18 protein-coding genes are annotated in these 19640 nt (G+C 61.8%); 14 read left to right on the top strand and 4 right to left on the bottom strand.

The window, feature by feature from the left end:
• Positions 1-195: 195 nt before the first annotated feature.
• From gshA to tauD, 5 genes are all read left to right on the top strand, one after another.
• On the top strand, positions 196-1779 hold the full coding sequence (gshA, locus tag C4J93_RS01295) for a glutamate--cysteine ligase (protein ID WP_124428388.1): 1584 nt from the start codon (positions 196-198) through the stop codon (positions 1777-1779).
• Between the two features lie 230 nt (positions 1780-2009).
• A complete protein-coding gene (gene tauA, locus C4J93_RS01290; RefSeq protein WP_124428387.1) occupies positions 2010-3002 on the top strand; it encodes a taurine ABC transporter substrate-binding protein in 993 nt (330 codons plus the stop codon).
• A 13-nt stretch (positions 3003-3015) separates the two neighbouring features.
• Positions 3016-3795, top strand: coding sequence for a taurine ABC transporter ATP-binding subunit (gene tauB, locus C4J93_RS01285; protein WP_124360790.1), 780 nt, complete (start codon positions 3016-3018; stop codon positions 3793-3795).
• Entirely contained in the window at positions 3792-4628 is an 837-nt protein-coding gene (gene tauC / locus C4J93_RS01280) for a taurine ABC transporter permease TauC (protein ID WP_124428386.1), read from the top strand. The genes tauB and tauC overlap by 4 nt, the downstream gene beginning before the upstream one ends.
• Before the next feature lie 14 nt (positions 4629-4642).
• Positions 4643-5479 (top strand): taurine dioxygenase, encoded by an 837-nt coding sequence (gene tauD / locus C4J93_RS01275; RefSeq protein WP_124428385.1) that lies wholly within the window; start codon positions 4643-4645, stop codon positions 5477-5479.
• A 129-nt stretch (positions 5480-5608) separates the two neighbouring features.
• On the opposite strand, the gene mgrA is transcribed toward tauD, so the two are convergent.
• Entirely contained in the window at positions 5609-6646 is a 1038-nt protein-coding gene (mgrA, locus tag C4J93_RS01270) for an L-glyceraldehyde 3-phosphate reductase (protein WP_124360787.1), read from the bottom strand.
• A gap of 206 nt (positions 6647-6852) precedes the next feature.
• The gene (locus C4J93_RS01265; RefSeq protein ID WP_124428384.1) at positions 6853-7743 is read right to left on the bottom strand and encodes a LysR family transcriptional regulator; all 891 of its coding nucleotides are present in this window, start codon (positions 7741-7743) and stop codon (positions 6853-6855) included.
• A 115-nt stretch (positions 7744-7858) separates the two neighbouring features.
• Between C4J93_RS01265 and C4J93_RS01260 the strand changes: the two genes are divergently transcribed.
• The 3 genes from C4J93_RS01260 to C4J93_RS01250 are packed head-to-tail and all read left to right on the top strand — an operon-like array spanning position 7859 to position 10052.
• On the top strand, positions 7859-8590 hold the full coding sequence (locus tag C4J93_RS01260; RefSeq protein ID WP_124369203.1) for an SDR family oxidoreductase: 732 nt from the start codon (positions 7859-7861) through the stop codon (positions 8588-8590).
• A gap of 30 nt (positions 8591-8620) precedes the next feature.
• Positions 8621-9130 carry a DUF1097 domain-containing protein gene (locus C4J93_RS01255; RefSeq protein WP_218566849.1) on the top strand — a complete coding sequence of 170 codons (510 nt, stop codon included), beginning with the start codon at positions 8621-8623 and terminating at the stop codon, positions 9128-9130.
• A gap of 25 nt (positions 9131-9155) precedes the next feature.
• Positions 9156-10052, top strand: coding sequence for an SDR family oxidoreductase (locus tag C4J93_RS01250; protein WP_124369202.1), 897 nt, complete (start codon positions 9156-9158; stop codon positions 10050-10052).
• Between the two features lie 123 nt (positions 10053-10175).
• On the opposite strand, the gene betT is transcribed toward C4J93_RS01250, so the two are convergent.
• Complete coding sequence (gene betT, locus C4J93_RS01245; RefSeq protein ID WP_164487677.1) at positions 10176-12137, bottom strand: choline transporter BetT; 1962 nt, start codon at positions 12135-12137, stop codon at positions 10176-10178.
• Positions 12138-12539: 402 nt separating this feature from the next.
• The gene (epsC, locus tag C4J93_RS01240) at positions 12540-13466 is read right to left on the bottom strand and encodes a serine O-acetyltransferase EpsC (RefSeq protein ID WP_124360785.1); all 927 of its coding nucleotides are present in this window, start codon (positions 13464-13466) and stop codon (positions 12540-12542) included.
• 165 nt (positions 13467-13631) lie between these two features.
• On the opposite strand from epsC, the gene C4J93_RS01235 reads away from it, so the two are divergent.
• The 6 genes from C4J93_RS01235 (at position 13632) to C4J93_RS01210 (ending at position 19631) form a co-directional block, all read left to right on the top strand.
• Complete coding sequence (locus C4J93_RS01235; RefSeq protein WP_124428383.1) at positions 13632-14627, top strand: D-cysteine desulfhydrase; 996 nt, start codon at positions 13632-13634, stop codon at positions 14625-14627.
• 278 nt (positions 14628-14905) lie between these two features.
• Positions 14906-15700 (top strand): cystine ABC transporter substrate-binding protein, encoded by a 795-nt coding sequence (gene tcyJ, locus C4J93_RS01230; RefSeq protein ID WP_124428382.1) that lies wholly within the window; start codon positions 14906-14908, stop codon positions 15698-15700.
• Positions 15700-16365, top strand: a complete 666-nt coding sequence (gene tcyL / locus C4J93_RS01225; RefSeq protein ID WP_003187646.1) for a cystine ABC transporter permease — start codon at positions 15700-15702, stop codon at positions 16363-16365. Before tcyJ ends, tcyL begins: the two co-directional genes overlap by 1 nt.
• A gap of 3 nt (positions 16366-16368) precedes the next feature.
• Entirely contained in the window at positions 16369-17115 is a 747-nt protein-coding gene (tcyN, locus tag C4J93_RS01220) for an L-cystine ABC transporter ATP-binding protein TcyN (protein WP_124360781.1), read from the top strand.
• A gap of 310 nt (positions 17116-17425) precedes the next feature.
• Entirely contained in the window at positions 17426-18202 is a 777-nt protein-coding gene (locus C4J93_RS01215) for a hypothetical protein (protein WP_124428381.1), read from the top strand.
• 187 nt (positions 18203-18389) lie between these two features.
• Positions 18390-19631, top strand: a complete 1242-nt coding sequence (locus C4J93_RS01210; RefSeq protein WP_124428380.1) for an SfnB family sulfur acquisition oxidoreductase — start codon at positions 18390-18392, stop codon at positions 19629-19631.
• Positions 19632-19640 lie beyond the last annotated feature (9 nt).

Here is a 19640-nt window from a genome sequence, read left to right as displayed (position 1 = left end):
GTTAATTTCGGCGCTGTGACAACAGCGTCGGAATTTTCTCGCTGCGCTGTAGCCCAATTCATGGAGTGAAGTCGGCAAATTCAGAGCGGGTCAAATCGACTCAGAACCAGGCGATCACGCCAGTTTCAACTTCACCCTTGTAGACCGTCTTGCCCACCCCCATATTGGGGCGACTGACGCGTGAAGGAATCCAACTTGAGCGAACTTCTCAACCGCCGCCTGGCTCTGCTCGGCAAGCGCGAACACCTCTCCCTGCTAGAGCACTGCCTGCATGGCATCGAGCGTGAATGCCTGCGCGTCACCAGCGAGGGCCGCCTGGCCCAGACGCCGCATCCGGAAGCCCTGGGCGCCGCGTTGACTCACGAACAGATCACGACCGACTACTCGGAATCGCTGCTGGAGTTCATCACTCCCGCGCTGCCCAACCCGGCCGATACCCTGAGCAGCCTGGACAAGATCCATCGCTTTGCCTACACCAAGCTGGGCAGCGAATACCTGTGGAGCCCCTCGATGCCGTGCCCGTTGCCGGCCGAGGAAGATATTCCGATTGCCTACTACGGCACCTCCAATATCGGGCAGCTCAAGTACGTTTATCGCAAGGGCCTGGCCCTGCGCTACGGCAAGACCATGCAGTGCATTGCCGGCATCCACTACAACTTCTCGTTGCCGGAACAGCTGTGGCCGCTGCTCAAGGAAGCCGAAGGGTTTGTCGGCACCGATCGCGACTATCAGTCCACCGCCTATATCGCGCTGATCCGTAACTTTCGGCGCTACAGCTGGCTGTTGATGTACCTGTTCGGTGCCTCGCCGGCCCTGGACGCCGGCTTCCTGCGCGGTCGCTCGCACCAGCTTGAAGTGCTCGACGCCGACACCCTGTACCTGCCGTACGCCACCAGCCTGCGCATGAGCGACCTGGGTTACCAGAGCAACGCCCAGGCCGGCCTGACGCCGTGCTACAACGACCTGGTCAGCTACACCGACAGCCTGCGCGAAGCGGTGGCAACGCCCTACGCGCCCTATGTCGAAGTCGGCACGCACAAGGACGGTGAGTGGGTGCAGCTCAACACCAACATCCTGCAGATCGAAAACGAGTACTACTCCAACATCCGCCCCAAGCGCGTGACCTATACCGGCGAGCGGCCGATCCAGGCGCTGATGGCGCGAGGCATTCAGTACATCGAAGTGCGCTGCCTGGACATCAACCCCTTCCTGCCGATGGGCATCGATCTTCCAGAGTCGCGCTTTCTCGACGCGTTCCTGCTGTATTGCGCGCTGAATGACAGCCCACTGTTCGCCAATAATGAATGCGGGAACGCCACCTCCAACTTCCTCAGCGTGGTCAAGGAAGGTCGCCGTCCGGGCCTGCAATTGCAGCGTGAGGGCCAAGCGGTGGATATGAAAGAGTGGGCCACCGAGCTGCTGGAGCACATCGCCCCCCTGGCCGCCCTGCTCGATGAAAGCCACGGCATCACTGAGCACAGCCAGGCACTGGACGCGCAGTTGGCGAAGGTCAATGACCCGTCACTGACGCCGTCGGCTCAGGTGCTGGCAGCGATGGCCGAGCGCAAGGAAAGCTTTGCGCAGTTCTCCCTGCATCAGAGCGAGGTGCATGCTGAGTATTTCCGCAAGGAGCCGCTTCCGGCTGAGGAACAGGCGCGCTTTGAGGAACTGGCGCGGACGTCGCTGGCCCAGCAGGCGGAGCTCGAGCAGAACGAGGTGGGCGATTTCGATGTGTTTGTCGGGTCGTACCAGGCGAGTATTCTGGCGATCAGTAACTAAGGTCCAGCTCGGTCCATTGTGGGAGGGGGCTTGCTCCCGATAGCAGCGTGTCAGTCGCTCCATCAGTGACTGATCCACCGCTATCGGGAGCAAGCCCCCTCCCACATTTGTCTCTCATATGCTCAAAGATTTGCTTCAATTCTTCTCCGACTAAGCTAATTCGAAAATGTTATTTATTTTCGGATTCTTAGATCATTTAGTCTCCTCACACGCCGACCCCCGGCCGCCTGATCGAGGAGCTTCCCTTTGAAACTGTTGACCCCCTGCGCTTGCTGGCGGCGTTGTCCCTGGCCGGTGCCAGTCTGTTTGCCCAGGCGGCGGATGTGACCGTCGCGTACCAGACCACCGTCGACCCGGCGAAAGTTGCCCAGGCCGATGGCGCCTATGAAAAAGCCACCAATGCCAAAATCGACTGGCGCAAATTCGACAATGGCGCCGATATCATCGCCGCCATCGCCTCGGGCGACGTGCAGATCGGTTACCTCGGTTCCAGCCCGTTGACCGCCGCAATCACGCGCAACGTACCGGTGCAGACCTTTCTCGTCGCCACCCAGATCGGCGGCGCCGAAGCCCTGGTGGCGCGCGATGGTTCGGGGATCAACAGCCCGCAGGACCTGATCGGTAAAAAGATCGCCGTGCCGTTCGTGTCCACCGGTCACTACAGCCTGTTGGCCGCGCTGAAGCACTGGAACATCGACCCCTCGAAAGTAACCATCCTCAATCTCGCACCACCGGCCATCATCGCCGCCTGGAAGCGCGGTGATATCGACGCCACCTATGTGTGGGACCCGGCCCTGGGCGTAGCCAAGGAAAACGGCAAGGTGTTGATCACCTCCGGCGAGCTGGCCAAGTTCGGTGCACCGACCTTCGATGCCTGGATCGTGCGTAAGGATTTTGCCGAGAAGCATCCGGAAATCGTCACCGCCTTCGCCAAAGTCACCCTGGATGCCTACGCGGCGTACCGCAAAGACCCACAAGCCTGGCTCGCCGACAAAGGCAACGTCGACAAACTGGTGAAGCTCTCCGGTGCCAAGGCCAGCGACATTCCGTTGCTGCTGCAAGGCAACGTCTACCCGCTGGCCGCTGACCAGGTCACCCTGCTGGGCGCGCCGACCACCAAGGCCGTCACCGACACTGCGGCGTTCCTCAAGGAACAGGGCAAGGTCGATGCCGTGCTCCCAGACTACGCCCCTTACATCAGCGCCAAATTCATCACTAACTGAGGAGTTCATCGCGATGGCCTTGCTACAGCTGGAGCGCATCAGCGCACAGTACCCAGGCGCCCCGGAACCGGTACTGGCGGATATTTCACTCGAGCTTGGGCCCCAGCAATTGCTGGTTGCCCTCGGCCCGTCCGGCAGTGGCAAGACTTCGCTGTTGAACCTGATTGCCGGCTTTGTCGAGCCCTCGGCCGGGCGCATCACCCTCGATGGCGTGCCGGTCAAGGGGCCCAGCGCCGAGCGCGGCGTGGTGTTCCAGGACGATGCCCTGCTGCCCTGGCAGGACGTACTGGCCAACGTCGCCTTCGGCCTGGAACTGGCCGGCGTGCCCAAGGCGCAACGTGAAGTGCGCGCCCGGGAAATGCTCGCGCTGGTTGACCTGGGCGGTTTCGACAGCCGCCGCATCTGGCAACTCTCTGGCGGCCAGAAGCAACGCGTCGGCCTTGCCCGCGCCTTGGCGGCCGACCCTCGTGTATTGCTGATGGACGAGCCCTTCGGCGCCCTCGATGCCTTTACCCGCGAACAGATGCAGGAACTGCTGCTGCAAGTCTGGCGACGCACGGCCAAGCCGGTATTCCTGATCACCCATGACATCGAAGAAGCGGTGTTCCTCGCCACCGACTTGATTCTGCTGGCCCCCAACCCCGGCCAGATCGTCGAGCGCCTGCACCTGGACTTCGGCCAACGCTACGCGGCGGGCGAATCGGCACGGGCGATCAAGTCCGACCCGCGCTTTATCGAAACCCGCGAACACGTGCTGGGCAAAGTGTTCTCGCAACGGCAGGTGTGCGCATGAGCAGCTACGAACTCGCTGCCACGGCGGCCAAGCCGGTGACACACGCCGTCATTCCCGTACGCCGCCGCCTGAGCACGCGCTGGATCAGCCTGTTGACCCTGTTGGCCTTGCTGGCTATCTGGTGGGCCGTGACCGCCACCGGCTTGATCGAGCCGCTGTTCCTGCCGCCGCCCTCTGCCGTGTTGCAAAAAGGCTGGTTGCTGGCGACTACGGGGTATATGGATTCCACCTTGTGGCAGCACCTGGGCGCGAGCCTCAGCCGCATCGGCCTGGGTTTGGGCTTCGCGGTGCTGACTGCCGTGCCGGTGGGCATCGCCATCGGCGCCAACCGTATCGCCCGTGGCATTCTCGATCCGCTGATCGAGTTTTACCGGCCGATCCCGCCGCTGGCCTATCTGCCGTTGATCGTGATCTGGTGCGGCATCGGCGAGCTGTCCAAAGTGCTGCTGATTTACCTGGCGATCTTTGCGCCGATTGCCATCGCCACCGCGACCGGCGTACGCACGGTCGACCCGGCCAAGTTGCGCGCCGCACAGTCGCTCGGCGCGACCCGTGCCCAGTTGATCCGGCATGTGATCCTGCCCAGCGCCCTGCCCGACATCCTCACCGGCGTGCGCATCGGCCTGGGGGTGGGATGGTCGACCCTGGTGGCTGCCGAGCTGATCGCCGCCACCAGCGGCCTGGGCTTCATGGTGCAGTCGGCGGCGCAGTTTCTGGTCACTGACGTCGTGGTCCTGGGCATCCTGGTGATCGCGCTGATCGCCTTCGCCATGGAAATGGGCCTGCGCGCCCTGCAGCGTAAATTAGTGCCGTGGCATGGCCAGGCACACTGAGTGATGATGAATAAATGAGCAGCCTGACCGTTACCCCCCTAAGCATCGCGCTCGGCGCCCAGATCAGTGGCGTCGATATCACCCAGACACTGAGCGCCGAACAGCGCGACGCCATCGAACAAGCCCTGCTCAAGCATTCGGTGCTGTTCTTCCGGGACCAGCCGATCACCCCGCAGCAACAGGCACGGTTCGCGGCGAATTTCGGCGACCTGCACATCCACCCGACCTACCCCAATGTGCCGGAACAGCCCGAAGTGTTGATCCTCGACACGGCGGTCACCGATGTGCGTGATAACGCCGTATGGCACACCGACGTGACCTTCCTGCCCACACCAGCCCTGGGCGCGGTGCTCAGCGCCAAACTGCTGCCGGCGTTCGGTGGCGATACCTTGTGGGCCAGTGGGATTGCGGCTTATGAAGCGCTGTCCGAGCCATTCAAAGCGTTGCTCGATGGGCTGACTGCCACCCACGACTTCACCCAGTCTTTCCCACTGGAGCGCTTTGGCAACACCGACGACGACCGAGCCCGCTGGGAAGAAGCCCGCCAAAAAAACCCACCCCTGTCGCACCCGGTGATCCGCACGCACCCGGTGAGCGGGCGTAAATCGCTGTTCGTCAGCGAAGGCTTCACCACCCGGATCAATGAACTGGAATCGGCTGAAAGCGCGGCGATTCTCAAACTATTGTTCGCCCATGCCACACGCCCGGAATTCACCCTCCGCTGGCGTTGGCAGGAAAATGACGTGGCGTTCTGGGACAACCGCGTGACCCAGCATTACGCGGTGGATGACTACCGGCCGCAGCGGCGCGTGATGCATCGGGCAACCATCCTGGGCGATGTGCCGTTCTAAGAACACCTCGGTTCAAATGTGGGAGGGGGCTTGCTCCCGATAGCGGTGGGTCAGTCACTATATCTATTGACTGATCCACTGCCATCGGGAGCAAGCCCCCTCCCACATTTTTAACCCAGCGGTGTCAGGTCATTCAGCTGTGGATGGTTTTTCCCACAGGTTAATCCCGCCTTCCTGCGCAAACCGATCAATCTCCGCCAGTTCTTCCGCACTGAAACTCAGGTTCTTCAACGCCCCGACGTTCTCGATGATCTGCTCGGGCCGGCTGGCACCGATCAGCGCGCTGGTCACCCGTGGATCACGCAGGGTCCAGGCCAGCGCCATTTGCGCCAGGCTTTGGCCGCGACGCTGGGCGATTTCGTTGAGGGCGCGAACATGGGCAATGTTGGCGTCGGACAGGTGCTTGGCCTGCAGCGAGCCACCCCCCGGTCGATTCACCCGGGCATCGGCCGGTACGCCGTTGAGGTATTTATCGGTGAGCAAACCCTGGGCCAACGGTGTGAACGCAATCACCCCGGCGCCGAGCTCTTCGGTGGTGTCGAGCAGGTCTTTTTCCACCCAGCGGTTGAGCAGGTTGTAGGCAGGCTGGTGAATCAACAGCGGCACTTTCCACTCGTTGAGCAGCGCTGCCATCTCACGGGTTTTTACACCGGAGTAGGACGAGATACCGATGTACAACGCCTTGCCCTGCTGCACGGCGGTGGCCAGCGCACTGGCGGTTTCTTCCAGCGGCGTGTCGGCGTCGAAACGGTGCGAATAGAAAATATCCACATAGTCGACGCCCAGGCGTTGCAGGCTCTGGTCCAGGCTCGCCAGCACGTATTTACGCGAACCGCCGCCCTGGCCATAGGGGCCGGGCCACATGTCCCAACCGGCCTTGCTGGAAATGATCAGCTCGTCGCGGTAGTGCTTGAAGTCTTCGCGCAGCAACCGGCCGAAGTTGATCTCGGCGCTGCCGTAGGGCGGGCCGTAGTTATTGGCCAGGTCGAAGTGGTTGATGCCTAAGTCGAATGCGGTGCGCAGCAGGGCGCGCTGGGTGGCGATCGGGGTGCTGTCGCCAAAGTTGTGCCACAACCCCAGGGACAGTGCCGGCAGCACCAACCCACTGCGGCCTACGCGGCGATAAGGGATAGATTCATAGCGGTTTTCGGCAGCAATGTACGTCATCGAATCCTCTCTGGGCTTGGGGCAGATAAGGCCTGGGAATAAGGTTATTCCCAGGCCTTATCTGCCCGCTGAATCGCTTAAGTCTGCCCCTGTCTTTTACAGCAATTTTCCGCCAGGGTGGAATTGGATACTCCACGACACTGTCACGCTCCACTCGCCGGTCATGCCCTGCGCGGTACGCATGTCATCGCCTTGAGCGGATGAAGTCAGCGGGCATTTTCGAAAATTTCAGCGAGCCAGTCGACGAATACGCGCACCCTCGGCGAGAGGTGTCGATTGTGCGGGTAAAGCACGGAAACCGGCATCGACGGCGGCGGTGTTTCTTTTAGAATTTCACGCATTATCCCCTGCTCGATCAGCTCGGCCATGCGGTAATGCGGGCACTGGATAATGCCCAACCCAGCCACCGCACTGGCAGAGTAAATTTCCGCGCCAAACACCGACAGCGCACTCTCGATAGCGACTTCCCGCAGCGCGCCTTCGACCATGAATTCGAACGGAAACAACTTGGCCGTGGTGCGCGAAACGTAGTTCACCGCGCGATGCCGACTCAGGTCAGCCAGGCTCTCAGGCTCGCCGTAGGTGCGCAGGTAGGCGGGGCTGGCGCAGGTGACTTGGCGCAAGGTCGCCACCCGCCGGCCGATCAGCGCGGAGTCGCCCAAGCTGCCTGCGCGCAGCACGCAATCCACCCCTTCGCTGATCAGGTCGACAAAGCGATCCGCCTCGCTGATGGACAGCTCGATCTGCGGGTAACGCGCCATGAATTGCGGCAACGCCGGTATCACAAAGTACTTGGCCAGGGTGCCGTGCAGATCCACTCGCAAACGGCCCTTGGGCGCCACGCTGCGAAAAGCCAGTTCAGCCTCTTCGAGTTCGGCGAGCAGGTGCACGCACCGCTGGTAATAGGCCTCGCCATCCAGGGTCGGACGCACGCGTCGAGTGCTGCGCTCCAGCAGTCGCGTGCCCAGCCAGGCTTCGAATTGATTGAGGGTGTGGGTCAACGTCGCACGCGGCAGATTCAGGTCGTCGGCCGCCAGCGTGAAGCTTGAGCGTTCGTAGATGCGTACGAACACCTTCATCGCTTTGACCTGATCCATTTTGCGTCTCCATTGTTGGCGATAATTGAACAGTCAAGGCAACTTTGGCGCATTTATCCGCTTGGGTAAACATGTGAATCTGCTTCCACACCCCCAACTTCAAGGAAACCGAATCATGAAAACTCAAGTCGCAATCATCACCGGCGCTTCCCGCGGTATCGGCGCGGTAGTCGCCAGGCAACTGGCCGCCGAGGGTTACGCCGTGGCCATCAACTACGCCAGCAGCGCGACCGAGGCATCCAGGCTGGTCGTGGAACTGCGCCAGGCAGGGTACCAAGCCATAGCGATTCAAGGCGACGTGGCCAAGCCTGCCGACATCAAGCGGCTGTTCGATGAAACCGAGGCGCAACTGGGCAAGGTGGATGTATTGGTCAACAACGCCGGCATTCTCAAGGCAATGCCCCTGGCCCAGCACAGCGATGAGCTCTACAACCAAAATTTCGATATCCACACTCGGGGCACCTTCAACGCCCTGCGTGAAGCCGCCACACGCCTGAATGACGGCGGGCGAATCGTCAATTTTTCCAGCAGCACCGTCGGCCTTAACTTCCCCGGTTACGCGGTGTACATCGCCAGCAAGGCGGCGGTGGAATCCTTGACTCAGGTATTTGCCAAGGAAATGCGCGGGCGTGGCATCACCGTCAACGCCGTCGCCCCTGGCCCGGTCGCCACCGAGTTGTTCCTGCACGGCAAGAGCGAAGAACAGATCCAGGGCCTGGCCAAGATGGCGCCATTGGAGCGCCTCGGCCAACCGGAAGATATCGCCCGCACGGTGGCTTTCCTGGTTAGCCCGGCCGCCAGCTGGGTCAACGGGCAAATCCTGCGCGCCAATGGCGGCCTTGTTTAATTCGCTGATCCTATCGGAGGAGTTGCATTCATGAACCACGCAAACAGCGCTGCCCAACCTCGCAGTCAATCGAAATGGGCGTTTACCCTGGCCACTGCTATCGCGGCCGTCATGGCGGCCGTGGCTGCGGGTACCAGCGGAATGTTGACCTTGCCGGTCTGGGCGATGTTCGTCGGATGGGTGGCATTTTTCAGCCGCGGGCTGACCCTGCGCCACGGCTTGGCCAACCTCGGATGTGTATGGATGGGCATTGCCATCGGTCTGTTGGCGGCCCTGGGCATCGGGGCCTTGAACCCCGTACTCGGTGCGTGGGCACTGCCGACGGTGGTGTTTATCGTGGCAATGGTCGTGGTATCGCTGCGCGCCGTGCCGGTGATGAACAACATCCTCAGCTATTTCCTCGGCCTGATCGCGTACTTCGCCTCGCATCTGGAGCCATCGCTGGAAAGCGTCGCTGAGTTGGGCGGCGCCAGCAGCCTCGGTGCCTTCGCCGGCTGGCTCTCACACGCCGTGCAGCAACGCCTTGCACGCCACGCCTGAATCTCCATTTTTAAAGGCCAATGCCATGAAATCCATCATCCTGATTACCGGTGCGTCCAGCGGTTTCGGCGCCCTTACCGCTCGCGCCCTGGCCGATGCCGGCCACACCGTTTACGCCAGCATGCGTGAAACCCTGGGGCGCAACGCGCCGCAGGTGGCCGAGGTAGAGCGTTACGCCGCCGAACACAGCGTGGACTTGCGCAGTGTCGAGCTGGACGTGGCATCCAGTGACTCCGTAGAGGCAGGCGTCGCCAGGATCGTCGCGGACTGTGGCCGCCTGGATGTGATCATCCACAACGCCGGGCATATGTCATTCGGCCCGGCAGAAGCTTTCAGTCCTGAACAGTTCGCCCAGCTGTACGACATTAACGTGTTGAGCACCCAGCGGGTCAACCGCGCCGCACTGCCGTACCTGCGCAAACAAGGCAAAGGCCTGGTGCTGTGGGTGTCGTCCAGCAGCGCACGTGGCGGCACCCCGCCGTTTCTTGCGCCGTACTTCGCGGCCAAGGCGGCGATGGATTCCCTGGCGGTTTCCTATGCCAGTGAACTGAGTCGGTGGGGGGTTGAAACGTCGATCATCGTGCCGGGTGCTTTCACCAAGGGCACCAACCACTTTGTGCACTCCGGCAAACCCGCTGACCAAGCCCGTGCGAGCGAGTACGAAGACGGCCCCTACGCCGGCGTGGCGGATACCGCCCTGCAAGGCCTGGCGGCGCTGGAACCGGCGGATGCCGATGTGCGCGAGGTGGCGCGGGCGATTGTCGAGGTTGTCGGCCTGCCCTTTGGTACGCGCCCGTTTCGTCGGCATATCGACCCTTCCGAAGACGGCTGTGAAGTGGTCAACGGCGTGGCAGACCGAGTGCGCGCAGAGATGTTTCGTCGTATCGGCCTGCAGGACCTGCTGAAACCGGCTGCACATTGAAAAATGGCTGGCGGGTCGATCTCTGCAGGAGCGAGCTGGTTCGCGAGAAAAACGCCAGGACAACGCGGGCATCCAGCATGCCCGCATTACCGTTAACGTCCCTCGCCAGCCAGTTCGCTTCTGCTAGCGCACCAGGTGCAGAAACTGCAGGTGCCGCTCGTACTGGTCGAGGATGTCGTTGATGATCTGCTCCTTGGTGTAGCCCACCAGGTCGTAGTCCTGGCTGCCCTCACGCAAGTGCACTTCCGCCCGATAATAGCGGCGATTGTTGAGCTGTTTGGACCCCATGCCGCCGCGCGCAAACGAGGGCGTGAAATAGCCGCGCATCTGCACCTGGTAAACAAACGGATGCTCTTCGCCGTGGCCGATTTCCAGGCTGACGCTGTCGTTGGACGGGTCAGGCTGGGTGACGACGTTGAGGCCTTTTTCGACAAACACCGCCGTCACTTCTTCAATCGCCGGACGTACCGTGGTCTCAAGGAAGCGGTACACCTCATCCCGCGACGGGAAATGCACGGCCTGGCTCAAACGCTGGCGCCAACCGCCCGTGCCCTTGCGTGAGCCCGACACCGGCGCCAGCGAATGCAACTGCGCGATCTGCTTTTGCGATTCGAGGTAGAACGCCTTGTGCAGCCCCCACATCATCAGCAACAGGATCAGCGAGAACGGCAGCGAAGTCAGCACCACCGCTGACTTCAACGAATCGATACTGCCGGCAAACAGCAAGGCGCTGGTGACCAGGGCGGTCATCGCGCCCCAGAACACGCGCAGCCATTTCGGTCCGTCTTCATCGGCGTTGCCGCCCTTGGACGACAGGGTCGACAGCACCACGGTGCCGGAATCCGCCGAGGTCACGAAGAACACAAAGCTGATGAACACCGTGACCGCAATCACGGTTTTACTCCACGGGTAGGTTTCCAGCAGCAGGTACAGGCTCATCGACGGTTCATCGATGGCGGACTGGCCCAACGCGGTCATGCCATGGTTGAGCACCTGGTCGATGGCGCTGTTGCCGAAGATCGACATCCACGCCAGGGTGAAACCCAGCGGGATCAGCAGCACGCCAAACACGAATTCGCGGATGGTGCGGCCACGGGAGATCCGTGCGATGAACAGGCCCACAAACGGCGACCATGCGATCCACCACGCCCAGTAGAACACCGTCCAGCCACCCAGCCAGTCGCTGGGTTTGTCGTAGGCGTACACATCGAAACTCTTGGTCGGCAAGGCCCCCAGGTAGTCCCCGATGTTCTGGATCAAGGTGTTGAGCAAATGCTGGGTGGGCCCGGCAAACAACACAAACAGCAGCAGCGCGCAGGCCAGCAGCATGTTGATATCGGACATCACCCGCACACCCTTGTCGACGCCGGCCACGGCGACGATGATCGCCGCGCCCATCATCAAGGTGATCAAGCCCACCTGGATCCACTGCGTATGGGCAATACCGAACAGGTAATCCAGGCCGGAATTGAGGTGCAGCACGCCAAAGCCCATGTCGGCACCCAGGCCGAACACCGTGGCGATGATGCCGAAGCCATCCACCGCATAACCGATCGGGCCATTGATGCGCTTGCCAATCAACGGGTACAGCGCCGAACGCAGCGCAAGCGGCAGGTTATGCCGGTAGGCGAAGTACGCCAGAGCCATACCGACAAACGCGAACACGCCCCAGCCGTGCAGGCCCCAGTGCAGGAACAGGATCTGCATGGCCTGGCGCGCCGCGTCGGCATTCAGCGCCTCGCCCTGGGGCGGTTGCACCAGGTGGGTCAACGGCTCGGACACGCAAAAGAAGAACAGCGTGATGCTGATCCCGGCGGCGAACAGCATGCCGGCCCAGGACAGGTAACTGAATTCGGGCTCGTCGTGGTCGGCACCGAGTTTTATCTTGCCGTAGCCCGATAACGCGGTGACCACCACGAAGACCAGATACAGGGTCATCGCCAGCATGTAGTACCAGCCGACCGTATTGGCCGCCCAGTTTTGCGCCGCCAGCAGCCAGGCACCGGCCTGTTGCGGGATAGCGATGACAGTGATGCCGAACAGCAGAATAGCCGTGGCGGCAAAGTAGAAGACGGGCGCATTCATGCGCACCTGACCGCTGGACGGGGTAGATGATGCACTCATGAACCATGCACCCCCGAGGTGTGAAATGTGGCTGTCAATAACGGACTCAGCAAAGGTAAGCCTCCTGTTGTGAGCGGGCAGCGAACCACCGGTTTAACTTGAACGAACGTTCAAGTTAAACATGGATAGGCGGTTTGGGACTAATTTCGGGGCCGAGTGGTAGGTGATTCCTACACTAGCTTAGGGATTGGTATGACGCGTGAGGTGCGGAATTCGTTCAGCAATGACGGGATGATTTTGGAATGCAGTCAAACATGTGGGAGGGGGCTTGCTCCCGATAGCAGTGGGTCAGCCAGCACATGTATGGCTGGTCCACCGCTATCGGGAGCAAGCCCCCTCCCACAGGGGATTTGCGCAGGTTCGTTACTTTTGCGCGCCATCATCATGCTGCAAATTCGCCTGGGTAATATTCGCCCCGGCCGGCACGCTGCGGGTCAGCCACACATTACCGCCGATGGTCGAACCCTGGCCGATGGTAATCCGCCCCAGAATCGTAGCGCCGGCGTAGATCACCACATCGTCCTCCACAATAGGGTGGCGCGGATGGCCTTTCTGCAATTGCCCATCTTCATCCGCGGGGAAGCGCTTGGCGCCCAATGTCACCGCCTGGTAGATGCGCACCCGCTCGCCGATGATCGCCGTCTCGCCAATCACCACGCCGGTCCCGTGGTCGATGAAGAAACTCGGGCCGATCTGCGCGCCGGGATGGATATCGATACCGGTGGCCGAATGAGCGATTTCCGCGCTGATCCGCGCCAGCAGGGGCAAACCGGCGCGGTACAGATGATGGGCCAGGCGATGGTGGATCACCGCCAGGATGCCGGGGTAGCACAGCAGCACCTCATCCACGCTCCGCGCGGCCGGGTCTCCGTGGTAGGCGGCCAGTACGTCGGTGTCCAGCAGGCTGCGCAACGCCGGCAAGGCCAGGGCGAAATCCTGGATCAGGCGAATGGCCTGGGCGTCGACCTCACGGTCATCCTGGCCGCCCTGGCGCGCGGCGTAGCGCAACTCCAGGCGGGCCTGGGCGAGCAAGGCGTTAAGGGCGACGTCGAGGGTATGCCCGACGTAGAAGTCTTCACTTTCTTCGCGCAGGTCCACCGGGCCCAGGCGCATCGGGAACAGTGCGCCGCACAAGGCTTCGAGAATCTGCGCCACCGCTTGGCGAGACGGTAATTCGCGGCCTCCATGTTCGCCACTCAAGCGGCCATTGCGCGTTCGCCACTGGTCCCGGGCGCTGCGCAGTTGGCTGACGATGGTCTGTAGTTGCCAATGGCTGGAACGCTCACTCACAGTATTCACTCCTGACGAAATGGCCCTCACTTTACGGTATGGCCATGGCAGCGCTTAAGAACCAATGGTGTGAGGCTAAGAACCATCTGACATAAGCGATTGGCGGTTGCCCGATGAAAAGTGCCTGCCTATAGTCGCCCCATCACTCAGCCACCGTGCATAGCCATGATCAAACAACAGCTCGACCGCTTTAACCGTCTGGAACTGTTGGGCGGCGCCACCGCCCTGGAAAAACTCGAGCGGCTGTCGGCCTGGCTGGGCAGGGATATCTACGTCAAGCGTGACGACACCACCCCACTGGCCATGGGTGGCAATAAATTGCGCAAACTTGAATACCTCGCCGCTGACGCCATCGCCCAGGGCGCCGATACCCTGGTCACCGCCGGCGCTATCCAGTCCAACCATGTGCGCCAGACCGCCGCGCTGGCTGCCAGGCTCGGCCTGGGCTGCGTCGCCCTGCTGGAAAACCCCACCGGCACCGAAGACCCCAACTATCTGAGCAACGGCAACCGCCTGTTGCTGGAGCTGTTCGACACCAAGGTGGAGCGGGTGGAAAACCTCGACAATGCCGACGACCAACTCAACGCCCTCGCCGACCGCCTGCGCAGCAACGGCAAGAAGCCCTACCTGGTGCCTATCGGCGGCTCGAACGCCCTCGGTGCGTTGGGGTATGTGCGCGCGGGCCTGGAGCTGGCGGCGCAGATCGAAGACAGCGGCCTCGACTTTGCGGCGGTGGTACTGGCCTCCGGCAGCGCAGGCACCCACAGCGGCCTGGCACTGGCGTTGAGCGAAGCGCTGCCGAACCTGCCGGTGATCGGCGTCACCGTGTCGCGCACCGACGAAGCCCAACGCCCGAAAGTGCAAGGCCTGGCCGAGCGCACGGCCGAGCTGCTCGGCATGCAGGTGCCCGAAGCCTTCAAGGTGATCCTGTGGGACGAATACTTCGGCCCGCGTTATGGCGAGCCGAATGCGGGTACGTTGTCGGCGATCAAACTTCTGGCCAGCCAGGAAGGTCTGTTGCTCGACCCGGTCTACACGGGCAAGGCCATGGCCGGCCTGCTGGACGGTATCGGGCGCCAGCGGTTCGCAGACGGGCCGATCATTTTCCTGCATACCGGCGGAGCGCCGGCGTTGTTTGCGTACGATTCGGTGTTCAACTGACTGAGCGCTGTAAATGTGGGAGGGGGCTTGCTCCCGATAGCGGTGGGTCAGATACAGATAAAGGGACTGTTACACCGCCATCGGGAGCAAGCCCCCTCCCACACTTGACCTCATTGATATTCGAAATATGAATATGAAGTTGGATTTATATTATTTTCAAGTCTTAAAAACCGGCTTTATCATCGCGCCGAAGGCGAAGACGCGCACCGCGCTTTAAGGCAGGATACGGCTACTGCGTCACCGGCTTCGCTCACCATAAAAAACCACAGGGGCTCTTCATGACTATTTCTGTATTGCGTCGCACATTGCTGGTCGGCACATTGGGCTTGGCGCTCGGCGCAGGCATGCTTGGCCAGGCGGTCGCCGGCGAGCAACTGAACACCATCAAGAAAGCCGGCGAGATCAAGATCGGCCTGGAAGGCACCTACCCACCGTTCAGCTTTGTCGATGAAAGCGGCAAGCTCAGCGGCTTCGAGGTGGAGCTGTCCGAGGCGCTGGCCAAGGAGCTGGGCGTCAAGGTCAAGCTGCAAGCCACGCCATGGGACGGCATCCTCGCCGCCCTGGAATCCAAACGCCTGGACGCCGTGGTCAACCAGGTGACGATTTCCGAAGAGCGCAAGAAGAAGTATGACTTCTCCAAGCCCTACACCATTTCCGGTATCCAGGCGCTGACCCTGGCGAAGAATGTCGACAGCATCAAGACCGCCGCCGACCTGGCCGGCAAGAAAGTCGGGGTAGGCCTGGGCACCAACTACGAACAATGGCTCAAGGCCAACCAACCCAAAGCGGAAATCAGGACCTACAACGACGACCCGACCAAATTCCAGGACCTGCGCATCGGCCGCATCGACGCGATCCTGATCGACCGCCTGGCCGCTCTGGAATACGCCAAGAAAGCCAAGGACACCGCCGCTGCCGGCGACGCCTTCTCCCGCCAGGAAGCCGGTATTGCCCTGCGCAAGGGCGAGCCTGAACTGCTCGACGCGGTAAACAAGGCCCTCGACAAGCTGCGCGCCGACGGCACCTTGAAGAAGTTGTCCGAGAAGTACTTCAACGCTGACGTCACTCAATAATGGAAGCAGGTTTCCAACTCGCGCTGGACTCCGCGCCCTTTCTGCTCAAGGGCGCGTATTACACGGTGATCCTTAGCCTGGGCGGGATGTTTTTCGGCCTGCTGCTGGGCTTCGGCCTGGCGTTGATGCGCCTGTCGCGCTTCAAGCTGCTGAGTTGGACGGCGCGGGTCTACGTGTCGTTCTTTCGCGGCACGCCGTTGCTGGTGCAACTGTTCCTGATCTACTACGGCTTGCCGCAAGTGGGCATCGAGCTGGACCCGATCCCGGCCGCCATGATCGGCTTTTCGCTGAACATGGCCGCCTACGCCTGTGAAATCCTGCGGGCCGCCATCGCGTCCATCGAGCGTGGCCAGTGGGAAGCCGCCGCGAGTATCGGCATGACCCGTGCGCAGACGTTGCGCCGGGCCATCCTGCCGCAAGCCATGCGCACGGCCTTGCCGCCGCTGGGCAACAGTTTCATTTCGCTGGTCAAGGACACGGCGCTGGCCGCCACTATCCAGGTGCCCGAGCTGTTCCGTCAGGCGCAACTGGTCTCGGCGCGCACCTTCGAAATTTTCACCATGTATCTGTCCGCAGCCCTGATCTATTGGATCCTGGCGAGCATCCTGGCGCATCTGCAAAATCGTCTGGAAGACCGGGTCAACCGGCACGACCTGGAGTCTTGAAGCATGATCGTGGTTGAAAAGCTGACCAAACAATTCAACGGCCAGGTGGTGCTCAACGGTATCGACCTGGAGGTCAAGGCCGGCGAGGTCGTGGCCATCATCGGCCCCAGCGGTTCCGGCAAGACCACCTTCCTGCGCTGCCTGAATTTTCTCGAAGAACCCACCAGCGGCCGCATCAAGGTGGGCGACATCGAGATCGACAGCAGCAAGCCACTCAACCAGCAACAGGGCCTGGTGCGACGCCTGCGCCAGCACGTCGGTTTTGTCTTCCAGAACTTCAACCTGTTCCCCCACCGCACCGCGCTGGAAAACGTCATCGAAGGCCCGATCGTGGTCAAGAAGATGCCACGCGAGGCGGCGACCGAACTGGGCCGCAAGCTACTGGCCAAAGTGGGCCTGGCGGGCAAGGAGGCGGCTTATCCTCGGCGCTTGTCCGGTGGGCAGCAACAGCGTGTGGCGATCGCTCGGGCGCTGGCCATGGAGCCGGAGGTCATCCTGTTCGACGAACCCACCTCGGCCCTCGACCCCGAACTGGTGGGTGAAGTGCTGGCGACCATCCGCAGCCTGGCCGAAGAAAACCGCACCATGGTGATCGTCACCCACGAGATGAGCTTTGCCCGGGATGTGGCCAACCGTGTGATCTTTTTCGACAAGGGCGTGATCGTCGAACAGGGTGAAGCCAAGGCGCTGTTCGCCAATCCCAGGGAAGAACGCACCCAGCAGTTCCTGAGCAAGTTTCTCGCCCATTGACCCTGCCCATTGTGGCGAGCGGGCTTGCTCGCCACAAAAAGCCGCTCCTACATCGAATCGCCATTGCCGCCGGTAAAACACCACGCTGCGCCCCTCTTGAAATACCCCTTCCAGTCAGACCCTTCTGAATATCCTCCAACCCGCCGTTTAGCCTTTTGCCGCCATTGACGCCCCCGGCCCAACCCTCTTATCTAGCGTCCAGAGGATTGGATCCTATCCCGGCTACTCACTGAATCGTTCTTTCGGCCCCTTTGCGCACCCGCGCCCAGGCCCGGAACGATTGCTGCTGGCTGCATCAAGGAGATCACTTATGACGCACACTACAACCCCGGCCATGCTGACCGCACCCACCCTGCCCCAAGCCGTTCGAAACGGCATCAGTGCCCACGCGGCTGCCCAATTGCAGGTCGACATCGCACCTTACCCCGGCATGGAAGAAGGCGACCTGATCGAGCTGTTCTGGAACAACTGCTTTGCCGCCTCACGCCGGGTGACCGCCGGCAAAATCGGCACGCCTACCCACCTGCGAGTGCCGGAAAGTTTTGTACAGGATGGCCCGGCGCGGGTGCATTACCAGATCATGCAGATCGGCCACGGCCCGGCGCGCTCGGCCACCACCCAGGTCCGGGTCAAAACCAACTACCCGGGCGGCGCGCCGTCGGCCCTGTACAGCGACGAAAACCAGAACCTCGCGCCGGTCAGCCTGCCCGAGACCATCCGCCGCCAGGGCGTCAACAGTCGCCAGGTGCAACGCGGAATTCCGCTGAGCATCGAGCCGTACGCGAACATGGCCAGTGGCGATGCCATCACGCTGCGCTGGGGTGACGTGCGCATGGACCTGCCGAACATCCAGGCCAGGGACGTCGGCCTGGCGGTGCAGGTCTGGGTGCCTTCGACAGTCATTATCGAAGGCGGTGACGACTGCCGCCTGGAGGTGACCTACTGCATCCTGGACCGCGTCGGCAACAATTCACGCTGGGCGCCAGCCCGCACCTTGCGTATCGCCGCCTGGGTTCCCACCTGCCCTGGCGCAGTCAAGGACGTGTATCAACCCCGCCCTTTCGGCTCTCCCTGCGAACCGGGGTGACGCGCCTTCTATGCATATTCCTAAAAGTTAGTTTATTTAAAAAATAAACACGCTTAGGGTATATGCACCGGACCACCGGACATTCCTGATTGTTTTGTTTTTATTTCATTGAATGCGAGGTCGGTATGGTCAGAATTACCCCGGTGCATAACGCCAGGGCATTACGTGCAGCCAAGGAGCGGCGCTGATGTCTAACTTGGCTCTAACACCCCTCCAGAGTGATCTGGACGTAGCCCCACTGTTGTTGCCGGCCACGGTGCTGCGCAACGACGCCCAGGCGCTGAGCGCCGCCCATGAGCTGGCCGACGCCGCGCGCCTGCAAGCCGCCAAGCGCGACCAGCAACGCCAATTGCCCTGGGCGCAGGTCGAACAGTTCACCCGCAGCGGCTTGGGCAGCATTTCCATTCCCCGTGAATACGGCGGCCCGCAGGTTTCATTCGTCACCCTGGCCGAGGTCTTCGCGATCATCAGCGCGGCCGACCCGGCCCTGGGGCAGATCCCGCAGAACCATTTCGGCATCCTGCACCTGTTGCAAAACACCGCCAGCGAGCGCCAGAAAAAGCAGCTGTTCCAGAGCGTGATCGACGGTTGGCGCATCGGCAATGGCGGCCCGGAACGCGGCACCAAAAATACCCTGGAGCTCAAGGCGCGTATCACCGCCGAGGGTGACGGCTACGTGGTCAGCGGCCAGAAGTTCTACTCCACCGGCGCTCTGTTTGCGCACTGGGTGGCCATCAAAGCCCTCAACGACGACGGCAAACAGGTCATGGCGTTCGTGCGCCGTGGCAGCGAAGGGCTGCGCATCGTGGATGACTGGTCGGGCTTTGGCCAACGCACCACCGCCAGCGGCACCGTGCTGCTCGACCGGGTGCCGGTGGACGCAGAACTGGTGGTGGACAACTGGCGCCTGGGCGAAAGCCCGAATATCCAGGGTGCCGTCTCGCAATTGATCCAGGCGGCCATAGACGCCGGCATCGCCCGTGGCGCACTGGACGACACCATCGCCTTTGTACGTGAACGCTCACGCCCGTGGATCGACGCCAAGGTCGAGCGGGCCAGCGACGACCTGTACGTGATCGCCGATATCGGCAAGCTGAAAATCGAACTGCACGCCGCCGAGGCGCTGTTGCGCAAGGCCGGCCAGGTGCTGGACCAGGTCAGCGCTGCGCCGATCACCGCGCAGTCCGCCGCACGCGCGTCGATCGCCGTCGCCGAAGCCAAGGTGCTCACCACTGAGGTGTCATTGCTGGTCAGCGAAAAACTCTTCGAGCTGGCCGGCAGCCGCGCCACCCTCGCCGAATTCAACCTTGACCGGCACTGGCGCAATGCGCGGGTCCACACGCTGCATGACCCGGTGCGCTGGAAGTATCACGCCATCGGCGCCTATCGCCTGAACGGCACTTTGCCGGCTCGCCATTCCTGGATCTGACCGACCAGA

Origin of the sequence: Pseudomonas sp. R2-37-08W (assembly GCF_003851705.1) — a bacterium.
GTDB lineage: Bacteria > Pseudomonadota > Gammaproteobacteria > Pseudomonadales > Pseudomonadaceae > Aquipseudomonas.
Note: the sequence above shows the minus strand (reverse complement) of the source record. Positions and strands in the feature narration are given on the sequence as shown.